This is a genomic window from Pontibacter mucosus (assembly GCF_003054055.1).
Taxonomy (GTDB): Bacteria; Bacteroidota; Bacteroidia; order Cytophagales; family Hymenobacteraceae; genus Pontibacter; species Pontibacter mucosus.
The window spans coordinates 68,115-94,562 of the sequence record NZ_QBKI01000001.1; the positions used below are offsets into that span (position 1 = coordinate 68,115).

The 26,448-nt window shown below is 54.3% G+C and carries 24 protein-coding genes; 12 read left to right on the forward strand and 12 right to left on the reverse strand.

Annotation, left to right across the window (positions count from 1 at the left end):
- Positions 1–32 precede the first annotated feature (32 nt).
- On the reverse strand, positions 33–1,286 hold the full coding sequence (locus C8N40_RS00305; RefSeq protein ID WP_108209827.1) for a DUF2254 domain-containing protein: 1,254 nt from the start codon (positions 1,284–1,286) through the stop codon (positions 33–35).
- Positions 1,287–1,465: 179 nt separating this feature from the next.
- Between C8N40_RS00305 and C8N40_RS00310 the strand changes: the two genes are divergently transcribed.
- The gene (locus C8N40_RS00310; protein ID WP_108209828.1) at positions 1,466–2,428 is read left to right on the forward strand and encodes a zinc dependent phospholipase C family protein; all 963 of its coding nucleotides are present in this window, start codon (positions 1,466–1,468) and stop codon (positions 2,426–2,428) included.
- Here the strand turns inward: C8N40_RS00310 and C8N40_RS00315 are convergent.
- Entirely contained in the window at positions 2,425–3,333 is a 909-nt protein-coding gene (locus C8N40_RS00315) for an ion channel (protein ID WP_108209829.1), read from the reverse strand. The genes C8N40_RS00310 and C8N40_RS00315 overlap by 4 nt on opposite strands.
- 127 nt (positions 3,334–3,460) lie before the next feature.
- Here C8N40_RS00315 and C8N40_RS00320 point away from each other — a divergent pair, with 127 nt between their 5' ends.
- Positions 3,461–5,029 (forward strand): serine hydrolase, encoded by a 1,569-nt coding sequence (locus C8N40_RS00320; RefSeq protein ID WP_108209830.1) that lies wholly within the window; start codon positions 3,461–3,463, stop codon positions 5,027–5,029.
- Between the two features lie 67 nt (positions 5,030–5,096).
- Here C8N40_RS00320 and C8N40_RS23230 read toward each other — a convergent pair whose 3' ends face one another.
- The 4 genes from C8N40_RS23230 to ettA form a co-directional block, all read right to left on the reverse strand.
- Positions 5,097–5,219 carry a hypothetical protein gene (locus C8N40_RS23230; protein WP_281259480.1) on the reverse strand — a complete coding sequence of 41 codons (123 nt, stop codon included), beginning with the start codon at positions 5,217–5,219 and terminating at the stop codon, positions 5,097–5,099.
- Positions 5,220–5,389: 170 nt separating this feature from the next.
- Complete coding sequence (locus tag C8N40_RS00325; protein WP_108209831.1) at positions 5,390–6,355, reverse strand: GNAT family N-acetyltransferase; 966 nt, start codon at positions 6,353–6,355, stop codon at positions 5,390–5,392.
- A gap of 11 nt (positions 6,356–6,366) precedes the next feature.
- Positions 6,367–7,359, reverse strand: coding sequence for a GNAT family N-acetyltransferase (locus C8N40_RS00330; protein ID WP_170113987.1), 993 nt, complete (start codon positions 7,357–7,359; stop codon positions 6,367–6,369).
- Positions 7,360–7,997: 638 nt separating this feature from the next.
- A complete protein-coding gene (ettA, locus tag C8N40_RS00335) occupies positions 7,998–9,668 on the reverse strand; it encodes an energy-dependent translational throttle protein EttA (RefSeq protein WP_108209833.1) in 1,671 nt (556 codons plus the stop codon).
- 340 nt (positions 9,669–10,008) lie between these two features.
- Between ettA and C8N40_RS00340 the strand changes: the two genes are divergently transcribed.
- The 3 genes from C8N40_RS00340 to C8N40_RS00350 all read left to right on the forward strand — a co-directional run bounded on the left by C8N40_RS00340 (position 10,009) and on the right by C8N40_RS00350 (position 12,647).
- Positions 10,009–11,322 carry a DUF349 domain-containing protein gene (locus C8N40_RS00340; RefSeq protein WP_108209834.1) on the forward strand — a complete coding sequence of 438 codons (1,314 nt, stop codon included), beginning with the start codon at positions 10,009–10,011 and terminating at the stop codon, positions 11,320–11,322.
- 284 nt (positions 11,323–11,606) lie between these two features.
- A complete protein-coding gene (locus C8N40_RS00345; RefSeq protein WP_007652164.1) occupies positions 11,607–11,828 on the forward strand; it encodes a DUF2795 domain-containing protein in 222 nt (73 codons plus the stop codon).
- Between the two features lie 138 nt (positions 11,829–11,966).
- Entirely contained in the window at positions 11,967–12,647 is a 681-nt protein-coding gene (locus C8N40_RS00350) for an ABC transporter ATP-binding protein (protein ID WP_245904923.1), read from the forward strand.
- A 746-nt stretch (positions 12,648–13,393) separates the two neighbouring features.
- Here the strand turns inward: C8N40_RS00350 and C8N40_RS00355 are convergent.
- Positions 13,394–14,071, reverse strand: coding sequence for a 2-C-methyl-D-erythritol 4-phosphate cytidylyltransferase (locus C8N40_RS00355; protein ID WP_108209836.1), 678 nt, complete (start codon positions 14,069–14,071; stop codon positions 13,394–13,396).
- Positions 14,072–14,269: 198 nt separating this feature from the next.
- On the reverse strand, positions 14,270–15,316 hold the full coding sequence (gene queA, locus C8N40_RS00360; RefSeq protein ID WP_108209837.1) for a tRNA preQ1(34) S-adenosylmethionine ribosyltransferase-isomerase QueA: 1,047 nt from the start codon (positions 15,314–15,316) through the stop codon (positions 14,270–14,272).
- Positions 15,317–15,517: 201 nt separating this feature from the next.
- On the opposite strand from queA, the gene C8N40_RS00365 reads away from it, so the two are divergent.
- The 5 genes from C8N40_RS00365 to uvrA all read left to right on the forward strand — a co-directional run bounded on the left by C8N40_RS00365 (position 15,518) and on the right by uvrA (position 21,804).
- Complete coding sequence (locus C8N40_RS00365; RefSeq protein WP_108209838.1) at positions 15,518–16,765, forward strand: ABC transporter permease; 1,248 nt, start codon at positions 15,518–15,520, stop codon at positions 16,763–16,765.
- A 143-nt stretch (positions 16,766–16,908) separates the two neighbouring features.
- Entirely contained in the window at positions 16,909–17,772 is an 864-nt protein-coding gene (locus C8N40_RS00370) for an LOG family protein (RefSeq protein WP_108210398.1), read from the forward strand.
- A gap of 170 nt (positions 17,773–17,942) precedes the next feature.
- On the forward strand, positions 17,943–18,353 hold the full coding sequence (locus tag C8N40_RS00375; RefSeq protein ID WP_245904925.1) for a YidH family protein: 411 nt from the start codon (positions 17,943–17,945) through the stop codon (positions 18,351–18,353).
- Between the two features lie 43 nt (positions 18,354–18,396).
- Positions 18,397–18,780: a YidH family protein gene (locus tag C8N40_RS00380; protein ID WP_108209839.1), complete on the forward strand. Its 384-nt coding sequence runs from the start codon at positions 18,397–18,399 to the stop codon at positions 18,778–18,780.
- Between the two features lie 120 nt (positions 18,781–18,900).
- The gene (gene uvrA, locus C8N40_RS00385) at positions 18,901–21,804 is read left to right on the forward strand and encodes an excinuclease ABC subunit UvrA (RefSeq protein WP_108209840.1); all 2,904 of its coding nucleotides are present in this window, start codon (positions 18,901–18,903) and stop codon (positions 21,802–21,804) included.
- A gap of 69 nt (positions 21,805–21,873) precedes the next feature.
- On the opposite strand, the gene C8N40_RS00390 is transcribed toward uvrA, so the two are convergent.
- Positions 21,874–22,446 carry a DUF4142 domain-containing protein gene (locus tag C8N40_RS00390; protein WP_108209841.1) on the reverse strand — a complete coding sequence of 191 codons (573 nt, stop codon included), beginning with the start codon at positions 22,444–22,446 and terminating at the stop codon, positions 21,874–21,876.
- An 87-nt stretch (positions 22,447–22,533) separates the two neighbouring features.
- On the reverse strand, positions 22,534–23,109 hold the full coding sequence (locus C8N40_RS00395) for a DUF4142 domain-containing protein (protein WP_108209842.1): 576 nt from the start codon (positions 23,107–23,109) through the stop codon (positions 22,534–22,536).
- A 218-nt stretch (positions 23,110–23,327) separates the two neighbouring features.
- Here C8N40_RS00395 and C8N40_RS00400 point away from each other — a divergent pair, with 218 nt between their 5' ends.
- Positions 23,328–24,023 carry an ABC transporter ATP-binding protein gene (locus C8N40_RS00400; RefSeq protein ID WP_146173486.1) on the forward strand — a complete coding sequence of 232 codons (696 nt, stop codon included), beginning with the start codon at positions 23,328–23,330 and terminating at the stop codon, positions 24,021–24,023.
- A 73-nt stretch (positions 24,024–24,096) separates the two neighbouring features.
- Here the strand turns inward: C8N40_RS00400 and C8N40_RS00405 are convergent, their stop codons facing one another.
- Positions 24,097–24,813 carry a TapB family protein gene (locus tag C8N40_RS00405; protein WP_108209844.1) on the reverse strand — a complete coding sequence of 239 codons (717 nt, stop codon included), beginning with the start codon at positions 24,811–24,813 and terminating at the stop codon, positions 24,097–24,099.
- A gap of 41 nt (positions 24,814–24,854) precedes the next feature.
- Here C8N40_RS00405 and C8N40_RS23235 point away from each other — a divergent pair, with 41 nt between their 5' ends.
- Complete coding sequence (locus C8N40_RS23235; protein ID WP_281259483.1) at positions 24,855–24,983, forward strand: hypothetical protein; 129 nt, start codon at positions 24,855–24,857, stop codon at positions 24,981–24,983.
- A 10-nt stretch (positions 24,984–24,993) separates the two neighbouring features.
- Here C8N40_RS23235 and C8N40_RS00410 read toward each other — a convergent pair whose 3' ends face one another.
- On the reverse strand, positions 24,994–25,776 hold the full coding sequence (locus C8N40_RS00410; RefSeq protein ID WP_108209845.1) for an enoyl-CoA hydratase-related protein: 783 nt from the start codon (positions 25,774–25,776) through the stop codon (positions 24,994–24,996).
- Positions 25,777–26,448: the final 672 nt, after the last annotated feature.

The window sequence follows — 26,448 nt, forward strand, 5'->3', positions numbered from 1 at the left end:
AGGCTCCCTTTTTCACAGGTATGAGCCGGCGTTTAAAGGTCTAAGTCCTCGCTTTCAGCAATGGCTTTCCTCACTTTCCGGAGCATGTGGTTGATAACAGCTGCGTCTGCTTCGGAGGCGCACTGGCTTTGCAATTGCTCCAGCGCCTGTTGCATCTCCCGCCTCAGCGTGCGGTCTTCTTTTCCGTAGTCCCATACAGGCAGCACCGTGCGTGTAAATATTTCCTTAAACGAAAGTTCGCAGATGATCACCCGCGGAATATCCTCGCTGTCGCGGAAGGCAAGCACTGGATAATGATTGAGCCGAAACGCCAGCAGATCAGCCAGGGCGTGCAGGCTGAGCACGGCCGTGCCGGAGTCGTTTATGCCGGGGCTGAGGGCTTTCAAGGCCACTTCCATCAGCTGTTTAAAGCCGTAGAAGGCATTCTTATCAAGCGGCTCGTCGTTATGAAACTCCATGAGGGTATACAGTTGCTCCTGCTGTTCTTGGCTGATTTTGTGTCCGGCATTGATCTCAGCAAAGGCAACGCCTTTCAGAACAAACGACCCCACGGGGTGATGGAAGCGCAACTCCCAGTTCTGCTCCCGGCACAGCTGCACCAACCCTTTTCTGTTAAAGCCCTGAAAGTAACCCGACTCGGGCGCACGTAAAGTATGGGAGCTGTTGAAAGGGGCAGGAACCGCTGGCGCATTATCTTCGCTTTCCCGGCACTGCTGCTTAAGCTCAGCCATTGTTTTCACGTATATGCGCCTGATAATGGTTTCATACTTCACCGACTGCGTGATGTAATGCAGAAAGTAGATAAACAGAAAAATATCGAGGATGGTGAGCAGGATGAGCAGGTATACACTAAGGGCGGGCACGTGTATACCGGTGTCGGTATCGCGGATAGTGCTCAGCAGGAACAAGGCATACACAATAGTGCCGATGTAAAAGCCAAGCACCCATTGCTGAAACCGGTTCTCGATCATACTGTCCAGCACCCGGTTGCTCATGTTGGAGGCGGCCTGGTTCAGCAGGATCATCACCATCGAAAAGCTGAAAACTGTAAGGGAAAGAATGCCGGCGGCGATGGTCGCGGCAATGGACCGGGCAGTACTGGCATCCCGGAGGCTCACAAAGTCGAGGCGGCTCTTGATGGCTTTGCCCAGAGGCGAGAAGTCGATGTAGAGCAGCACGTACGACAAAATCAGGAAACAGCAGGCAATGATAGCAGGGTAAAAGGCAATGCTGTTTACCAGGCTACCATAAAACTGTCGTATCCACTTCGTAAAGTGCGCCTTCATAAAGTGTAGCTCCTTTTCCTTTCCGCCATCCGCATACTTTTAGCTTATAGTTTCCTACGGCAAAACAGCTTAATAGCTACGAAGGCACCTGAAGCGCTTCCTGGCGCCGCGGTAAATTCCCCGCAAATACAACCCCTGTTTTACTAACTCAGTAGGGTTACGTATGAAGCTTTGTGGTTATGAAAGGTAGACTTATACTTCTGGCATTCACCCTGTTGCTGCCGCTCAACGGCTATACCTGGGGCTTTTTTGCGCACCAGCGCATCAACCGGCTGGCTGTGTTCTCGCTGCCGCCCGAAATGGTCCGGTTCTACAAAAAGCACATCCGCTACATCACCGAAAACGCCGTGAACCCCGACAAGCGCCGCTATGCCGTAGAGGGCGAGGCCCCGCGCCACTACATCGACCTGGACGTGTACGGCGACAGCGCTCTGCACAAAATGCCGCGCTTCTGGCCGGAGGCGGTGGACAAGTATACCGAGGACACGCTCATGGCCTACGGCATCGTGCCCTGGCACATCAACCGGATGAAGTACCAGCTCACCCAGGCCTTTCAGGAGCGCGACGTGGACCGCATCCTGCGCCTGAGCACCGAGATAGGCCACTACATCGCCGACGCCTGCGTGCCGCTGCACACCACCCAAAACTATAACGGGCAACTCACCGGCCAGCATGGCATCCACGCCTTCTGGGAAACGCGCCTGCCCGAGCTCTTCTCCGACAGCTATGATTTCTTTGTAGGCCAGGCCACTTACATCGAGCAGCCGCAGCTAAAGGCCTGGGAACTGGTCGCCTCCGCCCACACCGCCCTCGACTCCGTTTTATACTTTGAGCGCGAGCTGACGCAGGAGTTTGACGAGGAGAAAAAGTATAGCTACGAGGTGCGCAACAACCTAACCACGCGCGTATACTCCCGCGCCTTCTCCGAGGCCTACAGCAAGCGCCTGAACGGGCAGGTGGAGCGGCAGATGCGCCTGGCCATCCACACCATCGCCAGTTACTGGTACACGGCCTGGGTGGATGCCGGACAACCCGACCTGCGCCGACTGGCCGACCTCTCTGCCAAAGAGCTGCAGCGCCTGGAGATGGAGAAAAAGGAGTACGAGCAGGGCGCTCACCCTGCGCGCGAGGAGGACGCTTAAAAAACGGGCTCTGTATCGTGCAGCCTGTGCAGGTTCAGGATAATTCTTCCTTCGGCATCCGTATCGTAGGCTCTCTTAAAACGGAAGTTCCACAGGATCTCATCAGGCGTATAGGAAAAACGGGAATGAATGTTCTGCCCGAACGCCTCGTCGTAGCCTTTCACCGATATCAGCACCTCGGCCCGCTGTGCCTGCAGCTGCTCCGGGCTAACATTATACAAGGGGCTTTCCTCATCGATGTGGTGCACCACGGTCCACTCCAGCGGAAAGAAGTGCAGCGAGGCCTGCTCTAACTTAAGGTTGTAGTAGTAGCGGTTGTAATTGGGCCCCTCCACCATCAGCAGCACCCGCGCCTCCATCTCCATCAGCACATTGCTGCGCTTGTTGGCCAGCCGGAACTGCAGCGACCGGCCGCCTTCGGCACCGGGAGCGATAACGGCGTTGTTGCTGTAGAGGATGCGCACGTTAGGCCTGGAGAAGCGGCCAAAAACCACCCCGGCAATAAGCGCAAAGCCCACCCAGCCCAGCAGCGACTCCAGCGTCACGACCAGGTTCGTGGCCACGCCATAGGGGGCCAGTACGCCATAGCCTACCGTGGTGAAGGTCTGCACGCTAAAGAAAAACGCATTCAGAAAGGGCGGGATGGTGGCATCCGTGCCGCGCAGGTTTTCGAGGCCACACCACAGGTACAGCAGGGCGAAGGCCGTGTTTATTAACAGGTACACGCCGAGTATCAGCAGCAGCAGCTTTCCGGTCGAGAGGCGGCTCAGGTACTGGTAAGTATCATAGAGGCGTGGCCGCCTTCCACGCTTTACGATGTTAAAGGAGCCATCTTTGTTGATGAGTCGTTTCGTGGCGCTGGCATACTTTTTCCCCAGGCCCAGGTCAATGGTGCGCCCAAACATAGTGTATGAAGTTAAGCTCTGCTAAAAGATACGCAAACAGCGGCCCCGGCGTAAGCGTTGCGCCGCCAAAGCTTTACGGGGCGTTCAAATATTACCTATATTGCTGCCTTAACCTACGACCATATCGATGGACAGAATTTATACTTTCCGCATCCGCCTGATACTGCTATGCCTGGCCCTGCTGACCCTGCCACAGGCGCAGGCGCAGCAGAACACCGCCGCCACCCTCCAGAAACTCGACGCCTATTACCAGAAGGCCCTGAAAGACTGGGATGTGCCGGGCATGGCCATCGCCATCGTCAGAAACGACTCCGTGATCCTTGCCAAAGGCTACGGCGTGCTCGACAATAAAAAGGGCGGGCAGGTAGACGCCAACACTGTTTTCGGCATCGCCTCCAACTCCAAAGCCTATACCGCCGCCGCCCTGGCCACCCTGGTGGACCAGGGCAAGCTGAAGTGGGACGACAAAGTGAAGCAGTACGTGCCCTACCTGCAGCTCTACGACCCCTTCGTGACGGAGAACCTGACCATCGAGGACCTGCTGAGCCACCGATCCGGCTTCCAGACTTTCAGCGGCGACTTGCTCTGGTACAACACCACCTACAGCCGCCCCCAGATTGTGGAGCGCATGCGCTACCTGAAACCTACGTACAGCTTCCGCGACGGCTACGGCTACTCCAACCTTATGTTCATCGTGGCCGGTGAAGTGATTGAGAAAGTGAGCGGCAAAACCTGGGAAAAATACATCAAGGAGACTTTCTTCCAGCCGCTGGGCATGAACCGCTCCTATACGTCGGTAAACGAGCTGAAAGGTGTGCAGAACGTGGCCTCGCCGCACGGCAACGATGCAAACCGCAAACCAGTGGCCACCACCCTCAACGCCTGGGACAACTGGAACCCGGCAGCCGGCATTTTTACCAGCGTAAACCAGCAGGCCCAGTGGATGCGCCTGCAGCTGAACCGCGGCAAGTATAACAACAAGGAGATCTTCAGCGAAGAATCCAGCCGCAACATGTGGACGATGCACAACCCCTTCCCGGTAAGCAAACAATCCGAGGAGCTGGTGCCTTCCACGCACTTTGTGGGCGCTGGCCTGGGCTGGTTTGTGAGCGACTACCAGGGCCGCAAGCAGGTGTACCACGGCGGCGGCCACGAGGGCATGAACAGCCGCACGGTGCTGGTGCCGGAGGAGAACCTGGGCATGGTCATCCTGACCAACAGCATGAGCAGCATCATGACCCCGCTCGGCAATTATACCTTGGATCAGCTGCTGGGCGTGGAGAATGGCCGCGACTGGAGCCAGTTTTACCTCGACAGGGCCGCCGAGGCCCGCAAAGCCGAGGCAGCCGCTGCCGCCAAGGCGCCGAAAGAGAAGAAAGCCAAAAAGAGCAAGCCCGCTCGTGACCTGCAGGACTACACCGGCACCTACCACAGCAAGCTCTACGGCAACGCCACCATCAGCCTGAAAGACGGCAAGCTGCACCTGCAACTGGAGCCGGCCCCTGTCCTGAGCGGCACCCTCCACTTCTGGCAGCACGACATCTTTAACCTCGATTGGAAAAACGATTATGCCCTGCTCACGCCAACCAACGTGCGCTTTATCACCGGCGAGGACGGAAGTATAAACCAGATGCGCCTGGATGCCGACAACCCGGACTTCCACTTCAGCGAGCTGGAGTTTGAGAAGGTGAAATAACAGCAGACGTTGTAAAGTATAAAAGGCCATACTTGCGTATGGCCTTTTTCTTTTAGTGGTACGGATGTTAGTAACTTACCAGCACTGCTATGGTGCCAGCTACCGCAAAGTAAGCGGCGATAATCAGGTACGCCAGGGTTTCCTGGTCTTTGTAAGCATTTTTCATGGCAATCAGCGTAAAAATTTTCACATATAAAGTTCCGTTATGATTTTGTCTTTATTGTGTATACGCCGCTTTGCTTACAAATGTTAGGGTATAAATTATTGACTTTCTAAGGGTTAAAGCCTTATGGCTGTACTTTTAGAGGATATTTTCTGCTGCAGAAGAAGCTGCTGCTATAGTACTGCTTTTTTGTTGACCTAAAACCGTAACAGCAGCTGTTGCCGCGCCTGCTTCAGCAGCCGGAGCGGTAGCGGCAGGTGGTTGTACTTTAACGTGTAAAATGGCACCGGCACCGGCCCGAAGCTTTGGTAAAAGCCGGCTATACTTTCTATCATGGGGCTTTCAAAGTCCAGGATCTGCGGGGTGTTGGCGTTGCGTTGGATGAGGTCGTCGAGAAGTAGGGTACGGCCATTGCTTTTCCGCCCGCTGCTGTCGGCTGCGTTGAAGATGTAGGTGATGTAGCCGCCATAGTATAAAAACAGCGCGCCCGCAGTGGTGCTTCCGTCTTCCGATAAAGTATAAAGCAGCTCGGCTATCCCCTTTTCCACACAGGATGTGTATAACTGGCGCAGCGTGTCGTAGGCCGCCTCATCCACCCCGCCGTATACTTTGTGCGCAATGTTCTGCCGGAACAGGCCGATGAGCGGCTCGATGTCGTGACTGTGGGTGATGCGCAGCTTTTCGCGGCGGGCTTTGTTGAGGTTATACTTGCGATCGCGGTTGTAGCCTTTCCAAAGCTGCTCGTATGGCTTGTTCAAATCCAGGTACAAAGTATAAACCCGCTGTAGTTCTTCCTGTTTTACACTTTGGAGGGAAGCGGAATTGCCGGTGCAGAACGCGTAGCCCGACGTATACTTGAAGTGCTGCTGCACCAGCGCCAGAAACGCCTCCGCCTGCGCCGGCCTCAGCTCCTGCCGCGCATAGATGCCCAGCTGCTGGCAGAAGAGCGGCTGCTGCAAGTATAAAATGCCATACTTGCGGCGCACCGGCAGCGGCATTATGCAAGTATAAACTCCCCCCTCCTGCTCCACCACCGCATGCCATCCCGGCGACACCACATCCAGGTACCACGAGAGCGCATACACCTGCCGCTGGCTGGACGCTTCCACACAGGCATCCCAGGCGGCTTTATTGATTTGGTTATGCTGGAGTAAATGCACCACAAGTATAGATTTTATACTTCCTCGGCCACGCCGGAGGCGAAGAAGGTGCGGTATACTTTCATCCGCAGGTTGCGGATGATTTTGACGTAGAGCGGCAGCGCGTTGTGGCGCAGAGCAAAGTACTTGACCCGGTGCGCCCCGAAACTGGCGTAGAAATGCTCAATCTGCTCAATCATTGGGCTTTCAAAATCCAGGGTATACCCGGTGCCCGCGTGCTGCCGGATGATCTCATCGAGCACCAGGGTACGGCCATTCGCCACGCGCCCCTCCTCATCGGCGGAGTTAAAGGCGTAGCTGATAACATTGTTATACTTGAAGAACAGGCAGCCGGCGTTCACTTCGCCGCCGGAGGTAGTATAGATCAGCTGCGCCACACCCCGCTCCTGCATCACCCGGAACAAATCGCGCAGCATTTGGTAGGTGCTCTCGGCCACACCGCCCACCACCTTGTGCTCGATGTGCTTTTTAAAGTGCTCGATCAGCGGCTCGATGTCGTCGCTCTCGAACATACTCAGGTTAGCCCGCTGCGCCCGCTTCAGGTTCATCTTACGGTCGCGGGTGTAGTTCTTGTAGAGCTCGGGGTAAGGCTTGTCGAGCTTCAGGTAGCGGGTGTAGCGGGCCACTAGGTCATACTTTTCCTGCAGCTGCTCCAGGCTGGCGGTGTCGCTTTTGTTAAACCTATAGCTGTGGATAAACTTATAGCGCCCGGTGGCCAGCTCCAGCATTTTCTCGCGCACACCGGGGCAGCTTTGGCCGGTGGTAAAGATTCCCAGCTGGTGCGTGTGGTAGGGTTGGCTCAGGTACGGGAAACCCATTTTCTGGGTGCCTGGCAGTGGCACCACCGTGACATACTCCCCGGCCTGCTCCTCCACCAATGCCTGCCAGCCCGGCGCCACCACATCCAGAAACCACGACAGGGCATACACCATGTTATCGGCAGAGGCCGTGATGCAGGCGTCCCATTTGGTTTTGTCTATCTGCTCGTGGCGGAGGTACCTTATCATACGTTTCAGCGGTAGTGCGCCCGCCACAGCTTGCCGGCAGGCCATGGACAAACTTAATCATTTTTAGGCTGATGATTGCGCTACGAAAGCCCTTTAAAAGAGCAGGGGCTGCCTCCTGTTGGAGTGCAGCCCCTGCTTATGTGGTACTGTTGGTAAATCTAAGCCATCACCAGCATGTGACTGATAAAACCACCCACGATAAAATAAGTAGCAACGATTACGTTTACCAGAGAATCATTCAGTACAACTTTTTTCATGATGTTTAAATAGTTTTGAGGTTAGTTTATAGAGTGAGATGTAAATACTTTGTTCAACTTCTTGCATGAATATCACTATTCTTTTAAGCAAGCGATGCAAATAAATATAAGATAAAGTTAATATACAAATTATTGCATGTTATTACTTCTGGTTTATACTTTACCCACTACACCTCATCCCTAAATATTACAAACATCTAATTATCAACCACATCACTAAAGCATATCTGAGTAGTAAAGAGTCCAATAAATTTTTTTTAAAATATTTTTTAAATATTGGTTATAACCCGCCGTTTATCAACCAGTTATCTCCGTAACAAGGCATAAAAAAGCCCCCGCAACCTGTGGCTGCGGGGGCTTTTCATACTTTATACTTTCAGGTTACACCAGCTTCTTGTAGCGGATACGCTTCGGCTCCACGTCGCCCATGCGCTTCTTCTTGTTCTCCTCGTACTCGGTGTAGTTGCCCTCGAACCAGTACACCTGCGAGTCGCCTTCAAAAGCAAGGATGTGCGTACAGATGCGGTCCAGGAACCAGCGGTCGTGGGAGATGATAACGGCGCAGCCGGCAAAGTTCTCCAGGGCGTCTTCCAGGGCCCGGATAGCGTTCACGTCCAGGTCGTTGGTAGGCTCGTCGAGTAGCAGCAGGTTACCGCCTTCTTTCAGCGTCATGGCCAGGTGCACGCGGTTACGCTCCCCGCCCGACAGTTTGTCTACTTTCTTCTCCTGATCTGCGCCCGAGAAGTTGAATTTGCTTACGTAAGCGCGGGAGTTTACCTGGCGGCCGGCCATGATCATGTGCTCGGTACCACCTGAAATCACCTCAAACACCGACTTGCTCGGGTCCAGGTTGGCGTGCTCCTGGTCTACGTACGATATCTGCACGGTAGAGCCCACGCTGAAATCGCCCGCATCCGGTTTCTCCTGGCCTGTGATGAGCTTAAACAGGGTTGTTTTACCGGCGCCGTTCGGACCGATGATGCCCACGATACCACCCTGCGGCAGTGCAAAACTCAGGTTCTCGAACAGGAGTTTATCGCCATAGGCCTTGCTGATGCTGTGCGCCTCGATGACCTGCGCCCCCAAGCGCGGGCCATCCGGAATGAACAGCTCCAGCTTCTCTTCCTTCTGCTTCGCGTCCTCGCCGGCAAGCTTGTCGTACTGGCTGATACGGGCCTTAGACTTGGCATGGCGGGCTTTCGGGGCCATACGCACCCACTCCAACTCGCGTTGCAATGTTTTCTGGCGCTTGCTTTCTGTTTTCTCCTCAGCGGCCAGGCGGCTGGCCTTCTGCTCCAGCCAGCTGCTGTAGTTGCCTTTCCACGGAATACCCTCGCCACGGTCCAGCTCCAGAATCCAGCCGGCCACGTTGTCGAGGAAGTAACGGTCGTGGGTTACGGCGATAACGGTACCTTTATACTGCTGCAGGTGCTGCTCCAGCCAATCCACCGACTCAGCGTCCAGGTGGTTGGTAGGCTCGTCCAGCAACAGCACGTCCGGCTCCTGCAACAGCAGGCGGCACAGGGCCACGCGGCGCTTCTCGCCACCCGACAGGTTGCCGATAAGGGCGTCCTCCGGTGGTGTGCGCAGTGCATCCATGGCGCGCTCCAGGCGGTTGTCCAGTTCCCAGGCATTCAGCTGATCGAGTTTCTCCTGCACGTTGCCCTGGCGCTCGATGAGCTTGTTCATCTCATCGTCGGTCATCTCCTCCCCGAACTTCATGTTGATCTCGTCGAACTCCTTCAGCAGGGCCACCACTTCGCTCACGCCTTCCTCTACCACCTCGCGCACGGTCTTGGTGGGGTCCAGCTGCGGCTCCTGCTCCAGGTAGCCAACGGTGTAGCCCGGGCTCCAAACTACCTCGCCCTGTATTTCCTTGTCTACGCCCGCAATAATCTTGAGCAAGCTGGACTTACCCGAGCCGTTCAGGCCCAGCACGCCAATTTTGGCACCATAGAAAAAGGAAAGGTAGATATTCTTCAGTACTTGTTTCTTTGGCGGGTAAATCTTGCTCACCCCGGCCATCGAAAAAATAATGGTTTCGTTGCTCATGCTTTATCTGATATAGTGTTTTGCTTATATGTTCTGTAACAAAGGTACTGACTTTTAGTTGCCAAAGCAGGTTTGGGAACGATGCAGCTATCCGCCTGATTACTATTAACGTAAGGAATGACAAATATCGCAAAAATTCATGTCTCCGTACTTCACAAAAGTGCTTTGAAATCCTTAAACTTGTAAAAATCTGTATGGGTAAGGTACGCGCTTACTGATCCTGCACGAGTAACTGCCAGCCGCGCCAAACGCTAACGGCAAGCCTGCGTATGCAAAGGTTAGTTTACTTCCGTTGCCTTACCCGGTAATTACTATACGACCCATAACCTAATCCAGTAAAATGGAACACAACAACTTATTGGAAGAAGCCAAGAAGTTTGGTTTTACCCAGGACCAGCAAGTGTGGCTAAAGCCCTTTATGAACTACCCCGCCCGCAGGGTAGGCGAAGTGAAAGAGTCTGAGGATGACTCGCTGGTATACTTTGCCAAGCGTTTCGAGATGTTCCGCGAGAAGGTGAACAACCTGCTGCAGCGCATCGAAACCTCTGATAACAAAGGCTCTTTCCTGATGAAAGTACTGCACATGAAGGAGCAGGTAGGCAACTACGATGCCCTCGGCGACTTTGAGCAAATCTATCACATCCTGAGCAAGGCAGAGGAGGAGATAAACGAAACCATCCGCCAGAACCGCGAGAAAAACCTTGGCATCAAAATAGGCCTCATACAGGAGGCCGAGGCCCTGCAGGAGAGCATCGAGTGGAAGGAGACGACCGAGAAGATGAAGGACCTGCGCACGGCCTGGATCAAGACCGGACCTGTGGAGAAAGAGCTGACCGACGAGATCGAGGCCCGCTTCCGGGATGCCGTGGAGGGCTTCTTCGAGCGCAAGAAGAATTTCTTTGAGGACAAGAAGCGCATGCAGAGCCGCGCTTATGACCGTTACCGGGAGCTCATCAACCAATCGTACGCGCTGCAGGAGTCGGAGGACTGGGAAGGCACCACGGCCAAGCTGAAGCAACTGCAGAACGAGTGGAAAGAGGTGGGCGGCAACCTGCCGCGCAAAACCATGACCAACCTCTGGAACAGCTTCCGCAAGGCGCACAACCACTTCTTCGAGCGCCTCAAGCGCAAGATACAGAAGGAAAAGAACGCCTCGCGCGACCAGTTTTACGAGCAGAACTACGCCCAGAAGCAGCAACTGGCCAGCGAGGCCGAGCAACTGCTGCAGGACATGAGCCTGAACGATGCCGTTCGGCGCGCCAAGGAACTGCAGGCCGAGTGGAAGAAGGTTGGCCCGGTTCGCCCGGAAGTATCGGACCTGGTGTGGGAGCGCTTTATCAAGGCCTGCGACCGCGTATTTGAGATGAGCAGCCTGGAGCACTACATCCGCAAACGCCAGCAGACGAACGGCGAGTCGCTTTCTGAAACGGACGGGCTGCAGGCACGCATCACGGCCCTCCGGGATTTTATCAAATCAGACAAAAACGAGCTGGAGGTGCTCGAGTCTAACCTGGACAAGCTGAACGACTCTCCGAGCAATGAAGCCTTCCGCAACATGCTCAAGGGCAAGATCCGGAACTTCAACCGCAAGATCGGCACCAAGACCTCGCTGATTGAGATGTTCCAGAGTCAGCTCAGCGCTATCTCCCGCTAAACCAAGGCATTGTATATACTTTATCAAAAAAACGCCTGCTGCCGCTGCAGCAGGCGTTTTTTGCTTTTTCCCCCATTCCTTGCGCTTCTTCTTACGCCCTGTGTTATAAATTAACTGTGGAGGCTAAAATTTCTGCGTTACGAATGAACATTTGTGCTTTATTTGCGTTGTGTTGGTAAAACAGACAAAAAAGCAATAAATATTTGGTAAAAATTTTTGTTCTTGTTTTTATTTATACTTTTGCGACTATATACAAACGCCAATAAGTTAAAGGAGAAAATACTATGTACTGGACACTTGAATTAGCTTCTTACCTGGAGGATGCACCCTGGCCAGCCACTAAAGATGAGCTGATCGACTACTCTATTCGCTCTGGTGCCCCGATGGAGGTTGTAGAGAACCTGCAGGCCCTTGAGGACGACGGTCAGCCTTATGAGAACATTGAAGAGATCTGGCCTGACTATCCTACCAAGGAGGATTTCATGTTTAACGAAGACGAGTACTAATAATTAGTAATTGCTAATGAATAATGAGTAATTGCGCTTGAGGTAGAACCTCTGCATTATGATTCATTAGTCATTCATCATTACTCATTGATTAACGTCGTCACAGTAAAAAATCTGGTTGCGGGTTATGGCCATCGTGTGCTAATCCGCAACCTTTCTTTTTCTGTGCCCTCCCCTGCCTTTGTTGCCATTATCGGCCATAACGGGGCAGGCAAAACCACCCTCTTCCGCGCCTTTCAGGGCAAAATAGCCTACCAAGGCGAAATACTGGTGCAGAACCAGAACCTGCGCCACCTCTCTAACCCATCCGGCAAGGGCCTGGTAGCCTACCTTCCGCAGAAAGCTTCCGTCAACTTCCCTATCAAAGTGCACGACCTGGTAGTGATGGGGTTGTTCCGCAAGAAGCGCTTTTTCGAGAATTATACTTCCGAGGATTATGCGTTGGCGGCCCGGGTGCTGGAGCAACTGCAGCTCTCGCACCTCCTAAACCACGACTTTACCACCCTTTCCGGCGGCGAGCAGCAACTGGTCTGGCTGGCCCAGCTGATGCTGCAGGACGCCGGCATTAACCTGCTGGACGAGCCCACGCAGCAACTCGATGTGTATTACAAGAACAAGGTTTTCGGCTTGCTGCAAGACTGGGTAGAAGCGCGTGGCAAGACCGTGCTCTGCATCACGCACGACCTGCAAAACCTGGCAAGTATGCGGGGCTTCCTGCTGAACCTCTCTAAACCATACCCTGTCCTGGAGCCGCTATCCCCGGAAACCGTGCAGGAGAACCAGGCTTTTCTGGAGGCGGGGCGACAGGCAGTGGTGTAGAGGATCATAGGCTATAAGGGAGTCTATACTTTATACTTCTTTTCCGGCCCTTCCTGGCGCAAGTCTCCAGACTTGTGTCCCGCTATGGTGTCGGGTCTCTGACTCAACTGGCTTAAAAAGCCAGGCTTTATACTTTGGCTATACTTTTATACTTGAGCTATACTAGCTGGTTTATACTTTCGCTGGCGCGAGCTTGCAGCCCGTGTCTTTGTACACTCGCTATATTTCCATAGCTGCTGCTTTCTGCAACTGGACACAAGCTATCCTTACTAGCCACTGTTCATCCTATAGTTCCCACAGGCGTATAGTTTCATCTCTAGCTTTGGTGCCCTCCTAGGCCGGGAGGCCTCGCCTTCGGGCTTCGCGCGGTGTTCCCTCCTTGCCTCGCTCGCGCTCGGCATGCCCTTGGCGGGCACCGGATCTCACAAGGCGCTCAACCCAAAGGCTGGGAATCATTCGATAGCTACGGCTATTGCTATGCAACAGGTACCAACTGTCCCCTAGAGGGGACCACAGGGGTGTAATCACCTGCTGAGTTTATACTTTGCACGGACAGCAGCGACGAAGCTTATACTTCAGCAGCAGTAACCACAGGCTCCCCGCCTTGGCTAAGGAGGGGCAAGGGGTGGTTGGACCCGGTACTGCAAAGCTCCCTCCCCTGTTCTTAGGGGAGGGCTGGGGTGGGGTTTATACTTAGCCAGAGGTGGTTGGGCCCGGCACTGAAAAGCCGCCTATACTACCGAAGGCTATACTTCGGCAGCAAAGGCCTCGGCTAGTATAAGATCCTCTGGCGTGGTGATTTTGATGTTGCGGTAGCTGCCCTCTACCAAGGTTATACTTTCGCCTATACTTTCCACCACAGAAGCGTCATCGGTGAAGTGCTCCTGCTCCGGCTGTTCGTAGGCCCTGCGAAGGATGCTTACCTGGAAAACCTGCGGGGTTTGCACCAATTTGTACTTGGCTCGTGGCACGGCACGGCTTGTCTCCCCTACCAGCTCCCGGATAGAGTCCTTCGGTGAAACGGCTACCACGGCGCATCCATACTTAGCGGCGGCATCGTAGGCGGCGCGAATGGTGTCTACTTCCACAAAAGGGCGCACCCCGTCGTGCACCGCCACAAGCCCCTCACCCATGACGGCATCCAACCCGTTCTTAACAGAGCCAAAGCGCGTTGCGCCGCCTGGCACCGTCATGTGGAACAGCCTGAAATGATACTTTTGGCAGAGGCTGCGCCAGGTGCTCAGCTGCTCCTGCGGCAGCACGACAATCAGCCTGACGCTCGGGCTATACTCATAAAAGCGCTCGATGGTGTGCATCAGGATAGGTTTACCTGCCACTTCGATAAACTGCTTCGGTAAATCTTGCTGCATACGGGTGCCGCTGCCACCGGCCACTATAATTGCGTACTCAGGAGTCTGTGCCATGGGGTAAAGTTAGAAAGTTTGGAAGTTAGAAGATTAGAAAGTTTGGGAGTTGGTGAGTTTGGGAGTTGATGAGTTTAGGAGTTGATGAGTTTAGGAGTTGGGGAGAGGTAATTTCTGATATAGAATAGAAAAGCCGCTTTAAAAAGAAAATCCCCGGCATTGCGGGCCGAGGATTTATACTTTGGAAGTAGTTTATACTTACAGGATCAGCATCACGTCTCCGTAGCTGAAGAAGCGGTAATTCTCTTTGATGGCCTCCTCGTAGGCTTTCATGATAAGGTCGTAACCACCGAAGGCAGCAGCCATCATCAGCAGCGTACTTTCCGGCATGTGGAAGTTGGTTACCAGCGCATTGGCTATCTTAAAGTCGTACGGAGGGAAGATGAAACGGTCGGTCCAGCCCTCGTTGCTCTTCAGGCGGTTGCTGGCCGATACAGACGACTCCAGGGCACGCATGGTAGTTGTACCAATGGCGCACACACGCTTCTTGTTATCCAGGGCCTTGTTCACGCGCTCAGCAGTAGTGGCAGGAACGATAAAGTTCTCAGAGTCCATCTTGTGCTTGGTCAGGTCTTCCACATCTACCGGGCGGAAAGTGCCCAGGCCCACGTGCAGCGTAATCGGCTCCACGTCCACACCTTTAATCTCCAGGCGCTTCAGCACCTCCTTGGTAAAGTGCAGGCCAGCTGTTGGAGCAGCCACGGCGCCCACGTTCTTGGCATACACCGTCTGGTAACGCTCACGGTCCTCCGGCTCAGCCTCACGCTTGATGTACTTCGGAAGCGGCGTCTCGCCCAGGTCGTTGATGGTTTTGTAGAACTCCTCATCCGGGCCGTCGAACAGGAACTTGATGGTACGGCCACGGGAAGTGGTGTTGTCGATAACCTCGGCTACCAGGTCGCTGTCGCCGAAGTATAGCTTGTTGCCAACGCGAATCTTGCGGGCCGGGTCTACCAGCACGTCCCACAGGTGGATGTCTTTATTCAGCTCGCGCAGCAGGAAAACCTCGATCTTCGCCCCTGTCTTCTCCTTGTTGCCGTACAGGCGAGCCGGGAACACCTTGGTATCGTTCACCACCATCACGTCGCCCTCGTCGAAGTACTCCAGGATGTCTTTGAAAACGCGGTGCTCGATTTTACCGGTGTCGCGGTGCACTACCATCATGCGGGATTCGTCGCGGTTCTCGGCAGGGTGAGTGGCCAGGTAACTTTCAGGAAGATCGAATTTAAATTCAGATAATTTCATATATCAAATATTACGGTATTTGGTTCCTATACTTGCAGGGGATTTCTAATCAGACAACAGCAGAACCTCGCGTCGGGGTTCATAATCAACCGCATACTAAAAAGCAAAAAATCAAACCGCAAATTTACTCAGTTTGCCCGAATAATTCTTACTTTTAAGAAAATTACTTCCCTCTGTTACAACTGATATAAGAAGAAGCCCATGATCTACCTCCGCCTGATAGCTGAGAGTTTCCGTTTTGCCTGGCAGGCCCTGCGCGCCAACCTTCTGCGTACCATTCTGTCGTTGCTGGGCGTCACGATAGGCATCTTCGCGATTATCTCCGTGTTCACGCTGGTAGACTCACTGGAGCGCAATGTGCGCGACAGCATGAGCTTTATCGGCGACAAGGTGATTTATGTGCAGAAGTGGCCATGGTCTACGGGAGGCAGCTATCCCTGGTGGAAGTACTTTCAGCGCCCGGAGCCAACAGAGCAGGAGTTCCGCCTGTTGGAGCGACGCATTACCACCAGCGCCGGCGTCGCCATCATGGCAAGCAGGGGCGGCAACACCTACAAGCAAGGCAACAACAGCTACTCCAACGGAAACCTGACAGGCATTTCTTACGACTATCCCAAGGTAAGTGAGGTGCCTATCGCCGACGGCCGCTACTTTACGCCACAGGAGTCGGAGGCGGCGCGCAACGTGATGATCATCGGCGACGAGATCGCCACCACCCTCTTCCCCTACGGCAGCCCGATCGGGCAAACACTGAAGGTGGCCGGGCAAAAGTTCACCGTTGTCGGGATAATCGAGAAGCAGGGCGAGAATATTTTCGGGATGGAGAACATGGACCAGATGGGCATGATCCCCTACAGCACCTTCTCTAAAATGTTTGACGTAGGCCCCCGTGGCATCGGCTCCAGCATTGTGCTAAAAGGCCGCGAAGATGACCCGGGGCTGCTGGAACTGGAGTATGAGGCCCGCGGCATTTTGCGCAACATACGCGGCCTGCGCCCCCGCGACGAGGACAGCTTTGCCATGAACCGCCCTGAGATGATACAGGAGGCCATTGGCGGCTTCTTCCAGGTTGTGGGCCTGGGCGGCTGGGTTATTGGCGGGTTCTCAATCTTGGTGGGCGGCTTTGGCATTGCCAACATCATGTTCGTGTCGGTAAAGGAGCGCACCAACATCATCGGAATCCAAAAATCACTCGGAGCCAAAAACTATTTCATACTTTTCCAGTTCCTCTTCGAGTCGGTGTTCCTGAGCCTGCTGGGCGGCGGTATCGGCATTATGCTGGTGTTCCTGCTCACGCTCATCCCGCAGGACATGATGAAGATTACCCTCTCGGTGGGCAACATTATACTTGGCCTCGGCGTATCGGCCGTGATTGGGATGCTGTCGGGGATTATACCGGCGGTGCTGGCCTCTAACCTGGACCCTGTTATTGCCATCCGTTCCAAATAAGGCAAAGTATCGCGTGGCTTTTCCTGTTTTAACCTCACGAAAACGAAGGACCAACGTATCTAAATAAAATTTGTGAAGATGCGCGCCGTTATTGCAGCGGCGCAGGAGCGCGAAAGCCTCCGCAGAAGATGACGAGAAAGAAAATGACAAAACTTAGAAAGACGAGTAAGACCAAGCTGAACGACGAGGCGCTGCACACCGGCAGTGGCCAGACCATCCTGAAGCCAGACGTAAACGACAATAAAGCCAGATCGGTAACAGACCTGCGCGAGAGCGGCCAATCCACTGCCCCGCCGGCCTCCGCGGAAGACATAAAAATACGCCGTGCCTTTGTAGACAAGGACTGGAACGAGATTAAGATTGCCGACTCGTGGCAGATATTTAAGGTAATGGCCGAGTTTGTGGATGGCTTCGAGAAGCTGGCCAAGATTGGCCCCTGCGTTTCCATTTTCGGTTCGGCCCGCACCAAGCCCGACAACAAGTACTACATTATGGCCGAGGAAATTGCCGCCAAACTGGTGCGCCACGGCTATGGTGTGATTACGGGTGGTGGCCCGGGCATTATGGAGGCCGGTAACAAGGGCGCTCACTCGGAGGGAGGCAAATCAGTGGGCCTCAACATCCACCTGCCCTTCGAGCAGTTCAACAACATCTACATAGACTCCGACAAGCTCATCAACTTCGACTACTTCTTTGTGCGCAAGGTGATGTTTGTGAAGTATGCGCAGGGCTTTGTGGTGTTGCCGGGCGGTTTTGGCACGCTGGACGAGCTGTTTGAGGCGATCACGCTCATCCAGACGAAGAAAATCGGCGCTTTCCCGATCGTGCTGGTGGGCCGCGAGTACTGGAGCGGCTTGCTGGAGTGGGTGGAAAACGTGATGCTGAAGATGGAAAGCAACATCAGCCAGGAGGACCTGGACCTGGTGCACATCGTGGATGACCCGTCGGAGGCGGTGAAAATCATCGACGACTTCTACAGCAAGTACCTGCTCTCCCCGAACTTCTAAGAGCGTTATACTTTATACTTATACTTTGGAAGCCCGCTGCCAACACAGCGGGCTTCGTTGTTTTTATACTTTACTTCACAAGCCTATTACCTGTTGTATTTCAAATTTACCCTCTCATTAGCCCTGTGCTCATCGTGCAGCAATCGGCGGCAACGGCTTTACCCAATGGTATGGCTATCGTATATTATACTATGCTTAGCCCGGAGAAAGAGAAGATAAAGAAGCTGAAGAAAAAGCTCAGGATACAGGAGAAGAAGAACGCCGAGATACGGGACCAGATGGCCACGCAGCGCACCGTCTTCGCCAATGAGCGCACCCTGATGGCCTACCTGCGCACGGCCATGACCATATCAGCCGGCGGCTTTGTAGCCATCAAACTCTCCGACGATATGTACCTGGAAGTAATCGGCATTATACTCATCCCGATTGGCATCATACTGGCTGCTTACAGCTTTACCAGATACAGGCACAAGCAAAAGCTGATAGAGGGCCACAACCAGGACTACCGCCCCACCAGCCACGAGCACGAGCGGGCGCACCACAACAGGTACGGCAGCGAAAGCCCGGACGGCTTGCCTTAAACATACTCTGCTATTACCGTATACTCCATGCAAACACCCGGCTATGGCCATTTCAGAACAGGATGAGATTAGAAAGCTGAAAAAGCAGCTGAAGCACCAGGAAAGGAAGAACGCTGAGATACGCGACCAGATGGCCGTGCAACGCACCATCTTTGCCAACGAGCGCACCCTGATGGCCTACCTGCGCACCTCCCTGGCGATTGCAGGCGGTGGCTTTGCGGCCCTTAAGTTCTCAGAGGAAAAGTACCTGGATGTGCTCGGCCTAATGGCTATGCCGGTAGGCGCCATCCTGGCTGTCTATAGCTTTTACAGGTACCTGCACAAGCAAAAACTCATTAAGGGGCAAATGAAGGAGTACACGCACACCAGCCACCACCACGCTAAAATTCACAAGCAGGAGGCAGCCGGCTACGACCATACGCCCTAGTATATAACCTGTACACAGCTAAACCATTTAACCCTGAATGCTGTTAAGATAGGTTAGCGTGCTGCAACAGCGAAGCGCTAATATTTTATACCTTTGCTATTTAAAATCAAGCATTCCTGAATGGCTTACAACCAGGCACAAGCAACCACGAAAGGGGCCGCTTCGGCAGCTTTTTCGCAGAACGGCGAAACGCAGCACATCGAAGTATACGGCGCCCGCGAACATAACCTCAAGAACATCTCCATCACGCTGCCGCGCTACAAGCTGGTGGTGTTTACCGGCATCTCCGGCTCGGGCAAGTCGTCGCTGGCTTTCGACACCATTTACGCCGAGGGGCAGCGCCGCTACATGGAGACCTTCTCGGCCTACGCCCGCTCGTTTATGGGGGGCCTGGAGCGGCCGAACGTAGACAAGATCGAGGGGCTTTCGCCGGTAATCTCTATTGAGCAGAAAACCACCAGCCGCAACCCGCGCTCTACGGTGGGCACCATCACCGAGATTTACGACTTTATGCGCCTGCTCTGGGCGCGCACTTCCGAAGCCTACAGTTATGTAACCGGCGAGAAAATGGTGCGCCAGAGCGATGACCAGATCGTGAACCATATCCTGGAGCACTTCGACGGCAAGCGCATTGTGGTGCTGGCCCCGGTGGTAAAGGGCCGTAAGGGGCACTACCGCGAGCTGTTCCAGCAAATTCGCAAAATGGGCTTTATCCGTGCCCGTGTGGATGGCGAGCTGCTGGAGATAACGCCGAAAATGCAGGTAGACCGCTACAAGATCCACGACATCGAGATCGTGATCGATAAGATTGTGGTGAAGGAGGAAGACCGTTTCCGGCTGTCCAGTTCTATCCAGAATGCGCTGACGCACGGCAAGGGCACGGCGCTGATACTGGACGCGGATGCCGACAAGACGCACTTCTTCTCGCGCCACCTCATGGACCCTGCCACCGGCATTGCCTACGACGACCCGGCCCCGAACTCCTTCTCCTTCAACTCGCCTTACGGCGCCTGCCCTGTTTGCAACGGCCTGGGCGAAATACAGCAGATCACCGAAGAATCGGTGATACCGGACAAGGACCTGAGCATACGCCGCGGGGGAATCGCGCCGCTGGGCGAGTACCGCGACATCTGGATTTTTAAGCAGATAGAGGCGCTCTTCAAGCATTTTAAAGTCTCGGTTTCCACGCCGATAAAGGACCTGCCCGAGGAGGTGGTGAAGGTGCTGTTGTACGGCCTGGAGGAAGACCTGGAGGTGAACACCAAGAAGGGCAACTATACCGTGGAGTTTGAGGGCATCATCAACTTCCTCAAAAACCAGATGGAGTCTGACTCGGACAACATCCGCAGCTGGGTGGAGGACTTTACGCAAACCAACACCTGCCCGGAGTGCAACGGGTACCGCCTGAGAAAGGAATCGCTGCATTTTAAGCTGGATGGCAGGAACATAGGCGAGCTGTCCGTGCTGGATATCAACAAACTGGCTGCCTGGTTCCATGACCTGGAGAGCCGTCTGAGCGAGCGCCAGAACGTTATTGCCAAGGAGCTGCTGAAGGAAATCCGCAAGCGTATCGGCTTTTTGCTGGATGTGGGCCTGGACTACCTGAGCCTGCACCGCCCGGTGAAAACGCTGTCCGGCGGCGAGAGCCAGCGCATCCGCCTGGCCACGCAGATCGGCACGCAGCTGGTCGGTGTGCTTTATATCATGGACGAGCCAAGCATCGGCCTGCACCAGCGCGACAACGAGCGCCTGATAAAAGCCCTGCAAGACCTGCGCGACCTGGGCAACTCCATCATTGTGGTGGAGCACGACAAGGATATGATCCTGCAATCGGATTACGTGGTGGATATCGGGCCTGGCGCGGGCATACACGGCGGGCAAGTAGTGACCGCCGGCACGCCGGAAGAGATGATGCGGGCCGGCACTCTTACGGCCGAGTTTCTGAGCAACCGGCGTAGCATCGTGGTGCCGCGCCGGAAGCGCCCCGGCAATGGCGAGAAGCTTATACTTCGTGGCGCCACCGGCAACAACCTGAAGGACGTAACGCTGGAGCTGCCGCTTGGCAAAATGATCTGCGTAACGGGAGTTTCGGGTTCCGGTAAATCCTCGCTTATCCACGACACGCTCTACCCTATACTTAACACGCACTTCTTCCGGGCCAAGCGCGAGCCGCTGCCTTACCAAAGTATAGAAGGGCTGGATAAGATAGACAAGGTAATTGAGGTGGACCAGTCGCCGATTGGCCGTACGCCGCGCTCCAACCCTGCTACCTACACCGGCGTGTTCACCGACATCCGCACGCTGTTTGCGCAGCTGCCGGAGGCCAAAATCCGGGGGTATACGCCGGGCCGTTTCTCGTTTAACGTGAAGGGCGGCCGCTGCGAGGCCTGTGAGGGCGCGGGTATGCGCACCATAGAGATGAACTTCCTGCCGGATGTATACGTGCCCTGCGAAGTATGCAAAGGCAAACGCTACAACCGCGAAACGCTGGAGGTGCGCTTTAAAGGCAAAAGTATAACCGACGTGCTGGACATGACCGTGGAGCAGGCCGTGGAGTTTTTCGAGAGCCAGCCGCGCATCCTGCGCAAGATACAGACGCTGAACGAGGTGGGCTTGGGCTATATCACCCTTGGCCAGCAGGCCACCACCCTGTCCGGTGGCGAGGCCCAGCGCGTGAAACTGGCCACGGAGCTGTCTAAGAAGGACACGGGCAAAACGCTTTACATCCTCGACGAGCCCACCACCGGCCTGCACTTCCAGGATATCGAGCACCTGACAGAGGTACTGCACAAGCTAACGGACAAAGGCAACACGGTCCTCATCATCGAGCACAACCTGGACCTGATTAAGGTGGCAGACCATATCATAGACATCGGTCCTGAAGGCGGTGAGAAAGGCGGAACGATTGTGGCCGCCGGAACACCGGAAGAGGTGGCCGAAACCGGCCTGGGCTATACTTCGCGCTTTTTGAAGGAGGAGCTAAAAACCAGCCACTACCGCGAGAACGAAGAGGCAAGCGCCTAAGAGGCGTTTATACTTCAGTCTTATACTTAAAAAGCCCGCTGCCATGAATGGCAGCGGGCTTTTATACTTTTAGAGGTCTTCCAGCGATTTTTCCAGTCTTTCGAGTATCTGCTGGTGTTGCTTCAGCAGGGGCACCTGCTTGCTGGCGTACTGCTTCAGCTCCATTACCTTGCCGTTTTTGGCGATGTCTTCGTAACGCTCCAGCAGCTCCCTGTTCTGGTCCACGATGCGGCGCAGGTAGCTCAGGTCGAAGGAGATGCCGGACTTGTCGGTTACCTCCTGGTATACTTTGTGGTGCGCATCGCCCAGGGTAGTGGGCAGCACGAAATTACCCCGATCGGCCATGTCGCGCAGGTCGTTTAAAATGCCTTGGTGGGCGGTTACCATCTCTTCTGCCAGGCCCTTTACCTCGGGGCTAACGGCCTTGCCGGCGGCAGCCTCCCCCAGCTGCACCTGCAGCATGCTGGCGCTGGCCGCCTCGGCAGCAAACAGCGCGTCGTTTTTCATGTCCTCCTGCACACCAGCCGCCTCAAACTGCTGCATGCTTTGCTCAGCAGCCTGGCTGATGCTGTCGTTGGTGCCGCAGGCGGTGGCAAGCACCAGCACCAGCAGGGTAAACGCACGTAGTATACTTTTCTTCATAGGTTTTTCTGTTGAATGTATAAAGCATCTGCAAGATAGGGCTTACAGATGCTTTATAAAAACATGGCTACAGGTTAAGTACCTGCATTACTTTTTCACGGTGTCCCGAAGCTTGCGGGCGCTTTCCAGGTGCTCGCGCAGCTTGGGCAGTTTGTCGGCCGCGAACTTCTGCACCTCGGCATCCTGCAGGTCCCGGGAGGCCTCTTCGAAATCCTCCACGGCATCCTCATGCGAGCTAACCATCAGGTCCATGTAGTTTCGGTCGAAGTCGGCGCCCTTTTTATCGCGCAGCCCGTCCAGCTTGTTTCGGTGCTCGTTGCTCATGCTGTCGGGCAGCATCATGTTCTTTTTCTGGGCCAGCTGTCGCAGCTCTTCATTTGCCTTGGTGTGGTCGGCCACCATCATCTTGGCAAAATCTTTCACCTGCTGGTTCTGGGCCATCTTTTGCGCCATATTGCCGGCCTCTACCTCCAGCATACCGGAGCTGGCAGCCTCTGTGGCAAACTCAGAAACGTCATCTACCTGATCTTCCATCGGGGTATCCTCTACCTGTTGCTCGTTTACCTCCTGCGCCTGCTCTACTGAGTCGTTTTGCTGGCCACAGGAGGCCACAGCGAACAGAAAGGCACCTGCAATAAATCCTGTCGAGATAATCTTTTTCATAGTTATGTTTTTTATTAGGTTGTGTATTGACTTATTTCAGGATTATATACGCCTTACCGGAAGTGGAGTTATTAGCGTTTGCACATACTTTTCTACCATAGCCACGCAGCGCCAGTTAAGCTTTAACCCGGATGCAACATAAATTCACAAAGGGATGTAAAGCACAGAAAAGCACACCGTTCCCCCGCATCCTTTTCCTTACCTTAACCATATATGACATGAGAAACAGCAAGTATGTTTTCGCATCTGCCTGGCTGGTGCTGCTCCTGATCCTGTTCATGCCTCAGCACCGTGCCTTCGCCCAGTCCGGTGAGGGAGAAGGCCCACCCAGCGCCGCCTATGATCGCATCCTGAAGCTTCACCCTTTGCAGATCGGGGAGGTCTACTTCTCCTACGAAAAGATGCGCACCGAGCGCATCTCAAACGAGTTTGGCCTGAGCTACGTGTACCAGGGTTACCTGAAGAGCGATGACTTTCTGCCGGATGCCGTGAAGGTGGGGGGCGTGCACATACGCATGAGCCAGCGCTACTACACCTCTAAAAAGTATGATAACGTGCCGTTCGGCTTCTTCCACGGGCCGATGTTTGGCTACCGGTTTATGGCTTTTGAGGAAGGCGCTTTCGACAGCCCCTTCGAGTCGCCGTCGGACCCGAGCGGCCGCCGGGTGGGGCGCCTCTACCAGAACAGCCTGGAGTTAAGTTACCAGCTTGGAGGGCAGTTTAAGCTGGGCCAGCACTTTACCTGGGAGGTTTCGGCGGCGCTGGGGGCACGCCTGAAGTATGCCCTGGCCAAAAATGCCGACGAGCTGTTGCCGGAGCATATTATAGGCCATACGCTGGCTTCTGAACCTAACTCGGCCATCTTTATAGTACCTGCGCCGCAGCTCAATGTTTCGGTGGGGTACGCGTTCTGAGTCTGACTTAAAATAAGATCGCCGGTACCAGGTGGCACCGGCGATCTCGCCATGAACAGACGGACTAAGCGATTTATTCTATTTTACTGAGCACAGTGTAGGATTGCAGCTTGCCATTGCGGTACGTTTCGGAGCGCACCATCCCGATGCCCGGCACATAATATTCCACCGTTTCGAGGCGCATGCCGGGCATTTTCATGCCCATGGCGCGGTTCTCCACCTCCGTATTATACTTTATTTTATAGCTGTCGTACGTACCGGCCGGCACTTGTATACTTTCCTTGCCTTCCACCTTGCGGTCTGTTACCTTCATCACCATGGTCATCATACTTTGGCCGTTGCCTTTGTTCTTCATTTCCATGGTCATGCTGCCGTCCTCTAATGCCTGGCCCGGCTGCAGGTTGCCCGGGTAAAGCATCTTGTCGCCTTCCACGGTCATTTCCATGTCGGGCTGCCCTTCCATGGCGTTCTGGCGGTTCATCAGCGAGCGCATATCCATCCAGATGCTGCCATCCTCACAACCTACCTTAAAGTCGCCCTCGGTGGCAAGTTTGCCCTTGTTGTCATACACCTGGCTTTGGATCGTAGCCTCCACCTTGTCGCCGGAGGTATCTGTTTCCCGCACATGATAGGTCATGCGGCCCGTCTGGCGATCTTTCTGGTCGTAGGTCAGTAACTCATACTTTGCGTTTTCGCGCAGCAGCAGGTAATCGCTGCAACTGGACTGCGCCTTGGATGCAACTGCCACCAGCAAGCAGCACAGCAACGGCAAAAAGGCCTTACGTATCATAATTTCATAGTTTTGCTTAATAATAAATAAAAATATTTATAGTGAAGATATTCATCTATACGAACATCTCCAAGATAAGTCTTGAGAAAGTGCAGCGAAGTATAAACCTGGACAGCAGAAACGGCAAGAGCCGGACAAGTTTGCCCGGCTCTTGCCAAAGTATAATTTAATTAAAGTTGCCTAAACCCCTTTAAACTGAGGCTTTCGCTTTTCGTTGAAGGCGGCCACCCCTTCTTTGTAGTCCTCTGAGTTGCCGGCGATCTTCTGGCAGTAGGCCTCGTACTCCAGCATTTCATCCAATGTGGAGCTGAAGGACTTGTTCAGCATCTTCTTCATCATGCCGATAGCCTTGGTGGGGCCGGCGGCATAACGGGCGGCCAGCTCGGCCACAGCGGCATCCAGTTCCTCCGGTGCCACCACCTTGTTCACCATGCCCAACTGCAGCGCCTCCTCTGCCGTCACTTTGGTTCCCAGCGTGCTCAGCTCGAAAGCCTTTAGTGAGCCCACAACGCGCGGCAGGAAGAATGAGGAGCCGGAGTCGAGCACCAGGCCCACGTTCACGAACACCTCTATCATACTTGCTGCGGTGCTGGCCACAATCAGGTCGGAGGCGAGCGCCAGGGAGCAACCGGCACCAGCCGCCACACCGTTGAGCCTGCAGATAATGGGTTTTGGCAGGTTGCGCATCGCCCGGATAATGGGGTTGTAGCGCTTCTCCAGCGACTCGGACAGGTCGCGCTTGCTGGCGCTGGCAATAGCCTTTAGGTCCTGGCCTGAGCAGAAGGCTTTGCCTGCACCGGTCAGCACCACCACCCGCACGTTTTCATCACGGGCAACCTGCTTCAGGGCGTCCTGCAGGTCGTAGCTTTGCTGGTCGTTGAAGGCATTGAAAACATCGGGCCGGTTCAGGGTGATGGTGGCCACGCCATCCTGCACCTCATATAAAAGGCATTCGTAGTTCATGTGTGTTGGGGTTAGTTTTGATTATTATAAAGTTAGGAAATCCCGCCTGACCTGCAAGCTGCCGTACTTCCTTCCTCATTGCACATCAGTGTCTACGTGAGTCGTATTTTTATACTTTGGTCCGCTGCCGCGGGTTTGCAACCCGTGCCTTCCTATCTGCTCGGCTTTGTAATCCGAGTGGCTTGAAAAGCCATACTTTATACTTTGGCTATACTTTACTTTCTGAGCTGCTGCTGGCGCGAGCTTGTAGCGCGTGCCTCATATTTATACTTTCATAGCCGCCGCTTCCCGTAACTGGAGCCAGGCTATACTTTCTAGCTTCTGTTCATCCTTCAGACTTACATGAGCTACTGTTTCATTTCTGGCTTTGGTGCCCTCCTAGGCCGGGAGGCCTCGCCTTGGGGGTAGGGGCCCTCGATAAGGGCATCGCGCGGTGTTCCCTCCTTGCCTCGCTCGCGCTCGGCATGCCCTTGGCGGGCACCGGATCTCACAAGGCGCTCAACCCAAAGGCTGGGAACAGAATCGATAGCTCCTGCCTTTGCTATGCAACAAGCACAACTGTCCCCTTGAGGACAAGTGAGAACGGGAGTTTGAAGCTTGCGAGCAGCGCTCAACAGGGGTGTTTATACTTAGACTATGAAACTTATACTTCAGTATCAGTAGCTACAGAAC

What these genes read in the sequence shown, in the direction of transcription:
- C8N40_RS00305 (WP_108209827.1), bottom strand. Translation starts at nt 1,286, where the DNA reads ATGAAGGCGCACTTTACGAAGTGGATACGACAGTTTTATGGTAGCCTG.
- C8N40_RS00310 (WP_108209828.1), top strand. Translation starts at nt 1,466, where the DNA reads ATGAAAGGTAGACTTATACTTCTGGCATTCACCCTGTTGCTGCCGCTC.
- C8N40_RS00315 (WP_108209829.1), bottom strand. Translation starts at nt 3,333, where the DNA reads ATGTTTGGGCGCACCATTGACCTGGGCCTGGGGAAAAAGTATGCCAGC.
- C8N40_RS00320 (WP_108209830.1), top strand. Translation starts at nt 3,461, where the DNA reads ATGGACAGAATTTATACTTTCCGCATCCGCCTGATACTGCTATGCCTG.
- C8N40_RS00330 (WP_170113987.1), bottom strand. Translation starts at nt 7,359, where the DNA reads ATGATAAGGTACCTCCGCCACGAGCAGATAGACAAAACCAAATGGGAC.
- ettA (WP_108209833.1), bottom strand. Translation starts at nt 9,668, where the DNA reads ATGAGCAACGAAACCATTATTTTTTCGATGGCCGGGGTGAGCAAGATT.
- C8N40_RS00340 (WP_108209834.1), top strand. Translation starts at nt 10,009, where the DNA reads ATGGAACACAACAACTTATTGGAAGAAGCCAAGAAGTTTGGTTTTACC.
- C8N40_RS00345 (WP_007652164.1), top strand. Translation starts at nt 11,607, where the DNA reads ATGTACTGGACACTTGAATTAGCTTCTTACCTGGAGGATGCACCCTGG.
- C8N40_RS00355 (WP_108209836.1), bottom strand. Translation starts at nt 14,071, where the DNA reads ATGGCACAGACTCCTGAGTACGCAATTATAGTGGCCGGTGGCAGCGGC.
- queA (WP_108209837.1), bottom strand. Translation starts at nt 15,316, where the DNA reads ATGAAATTATCTGAATTTAAATTCGATCTTCCTGAAAGTTACCTGGCC.
- C8N40_RS00365 (WP_108209838.1), top strand. Translation starts at nt 15,518, where the DNA reads ATGATCTACCTCCGCCTGATAGCTGAGAGTTTCCGTTTTGCCTGGCAG.
- C8N40_RS00370 (WP_108210398.1), top strand. Translation starts at nt 16,909, where the DNA reads ATGACAAAACTTAGAAAGACGAGTAAGACCAAGCTGAACGACGAGGCG.
- C8N40_RS00375 (WP_245904925.1), top strand. Translation starts at nt 17,943, where the DNA reads ATGGCTATCGTATATTATACTATGCTTAGCCCGGAGAAAGAGAAGATA.
- C8N40_RS00380 (WP_108209839.1), top strand. Translation starts at nt 18,397, where the DNA reads ATGGCCATTTCAGAACAGGATGAGATTAGAAAGCTGAAAAAGCAGCTG.
- uvrA (WP_108209840.1), top strand. Translation starts at nt 18,901, where the DNA reads ATGGCTTACAACCAGGCACAAGCAACCACGAAAGGGGCCGCTTCGGCA.
- C8N40_RS00390 (WP_108209841.1), bottom strand. Translation starts at nt 22,446, where the DNA reads ATGAAGAAAAGTATACTACGTGCGTTTACCCTGCTGGTGCTGGTGCTT.
- C8N40_RS00395 (WP_108209842.1), bottom strand. Translation starts at nt 23,109, where the DNA reads ATGAAAAAGATTATCTCGACAGGATTTATTGCAGGTGCCTTTCTGTTC.
- C8N40_RS00400 (WP_146173486.1), top strand. Translation starts at nt 23,328, where the DNA reads ATGAGAAACAGCAAGTATGTTTTCGCATCTGCCTGGCTGGTGCTGCTC.
- C8N40_RS00405 (WP_108209844.1), bottom strand. Translation starts at nt 24,813, where the DNA reads ATGATACGTAAGGCCTTTTTGCCGTTGCTGTGCTGCTTGCTGGTGGCA.
- C8N40_RS00410 (WP_108209845.1), bottom strand. Translation starts at nt 25,776, where the DNA reads ATGAACTACGAATGCCTTTTATATGAGGTGCAGGATGGCGTGGCCACC.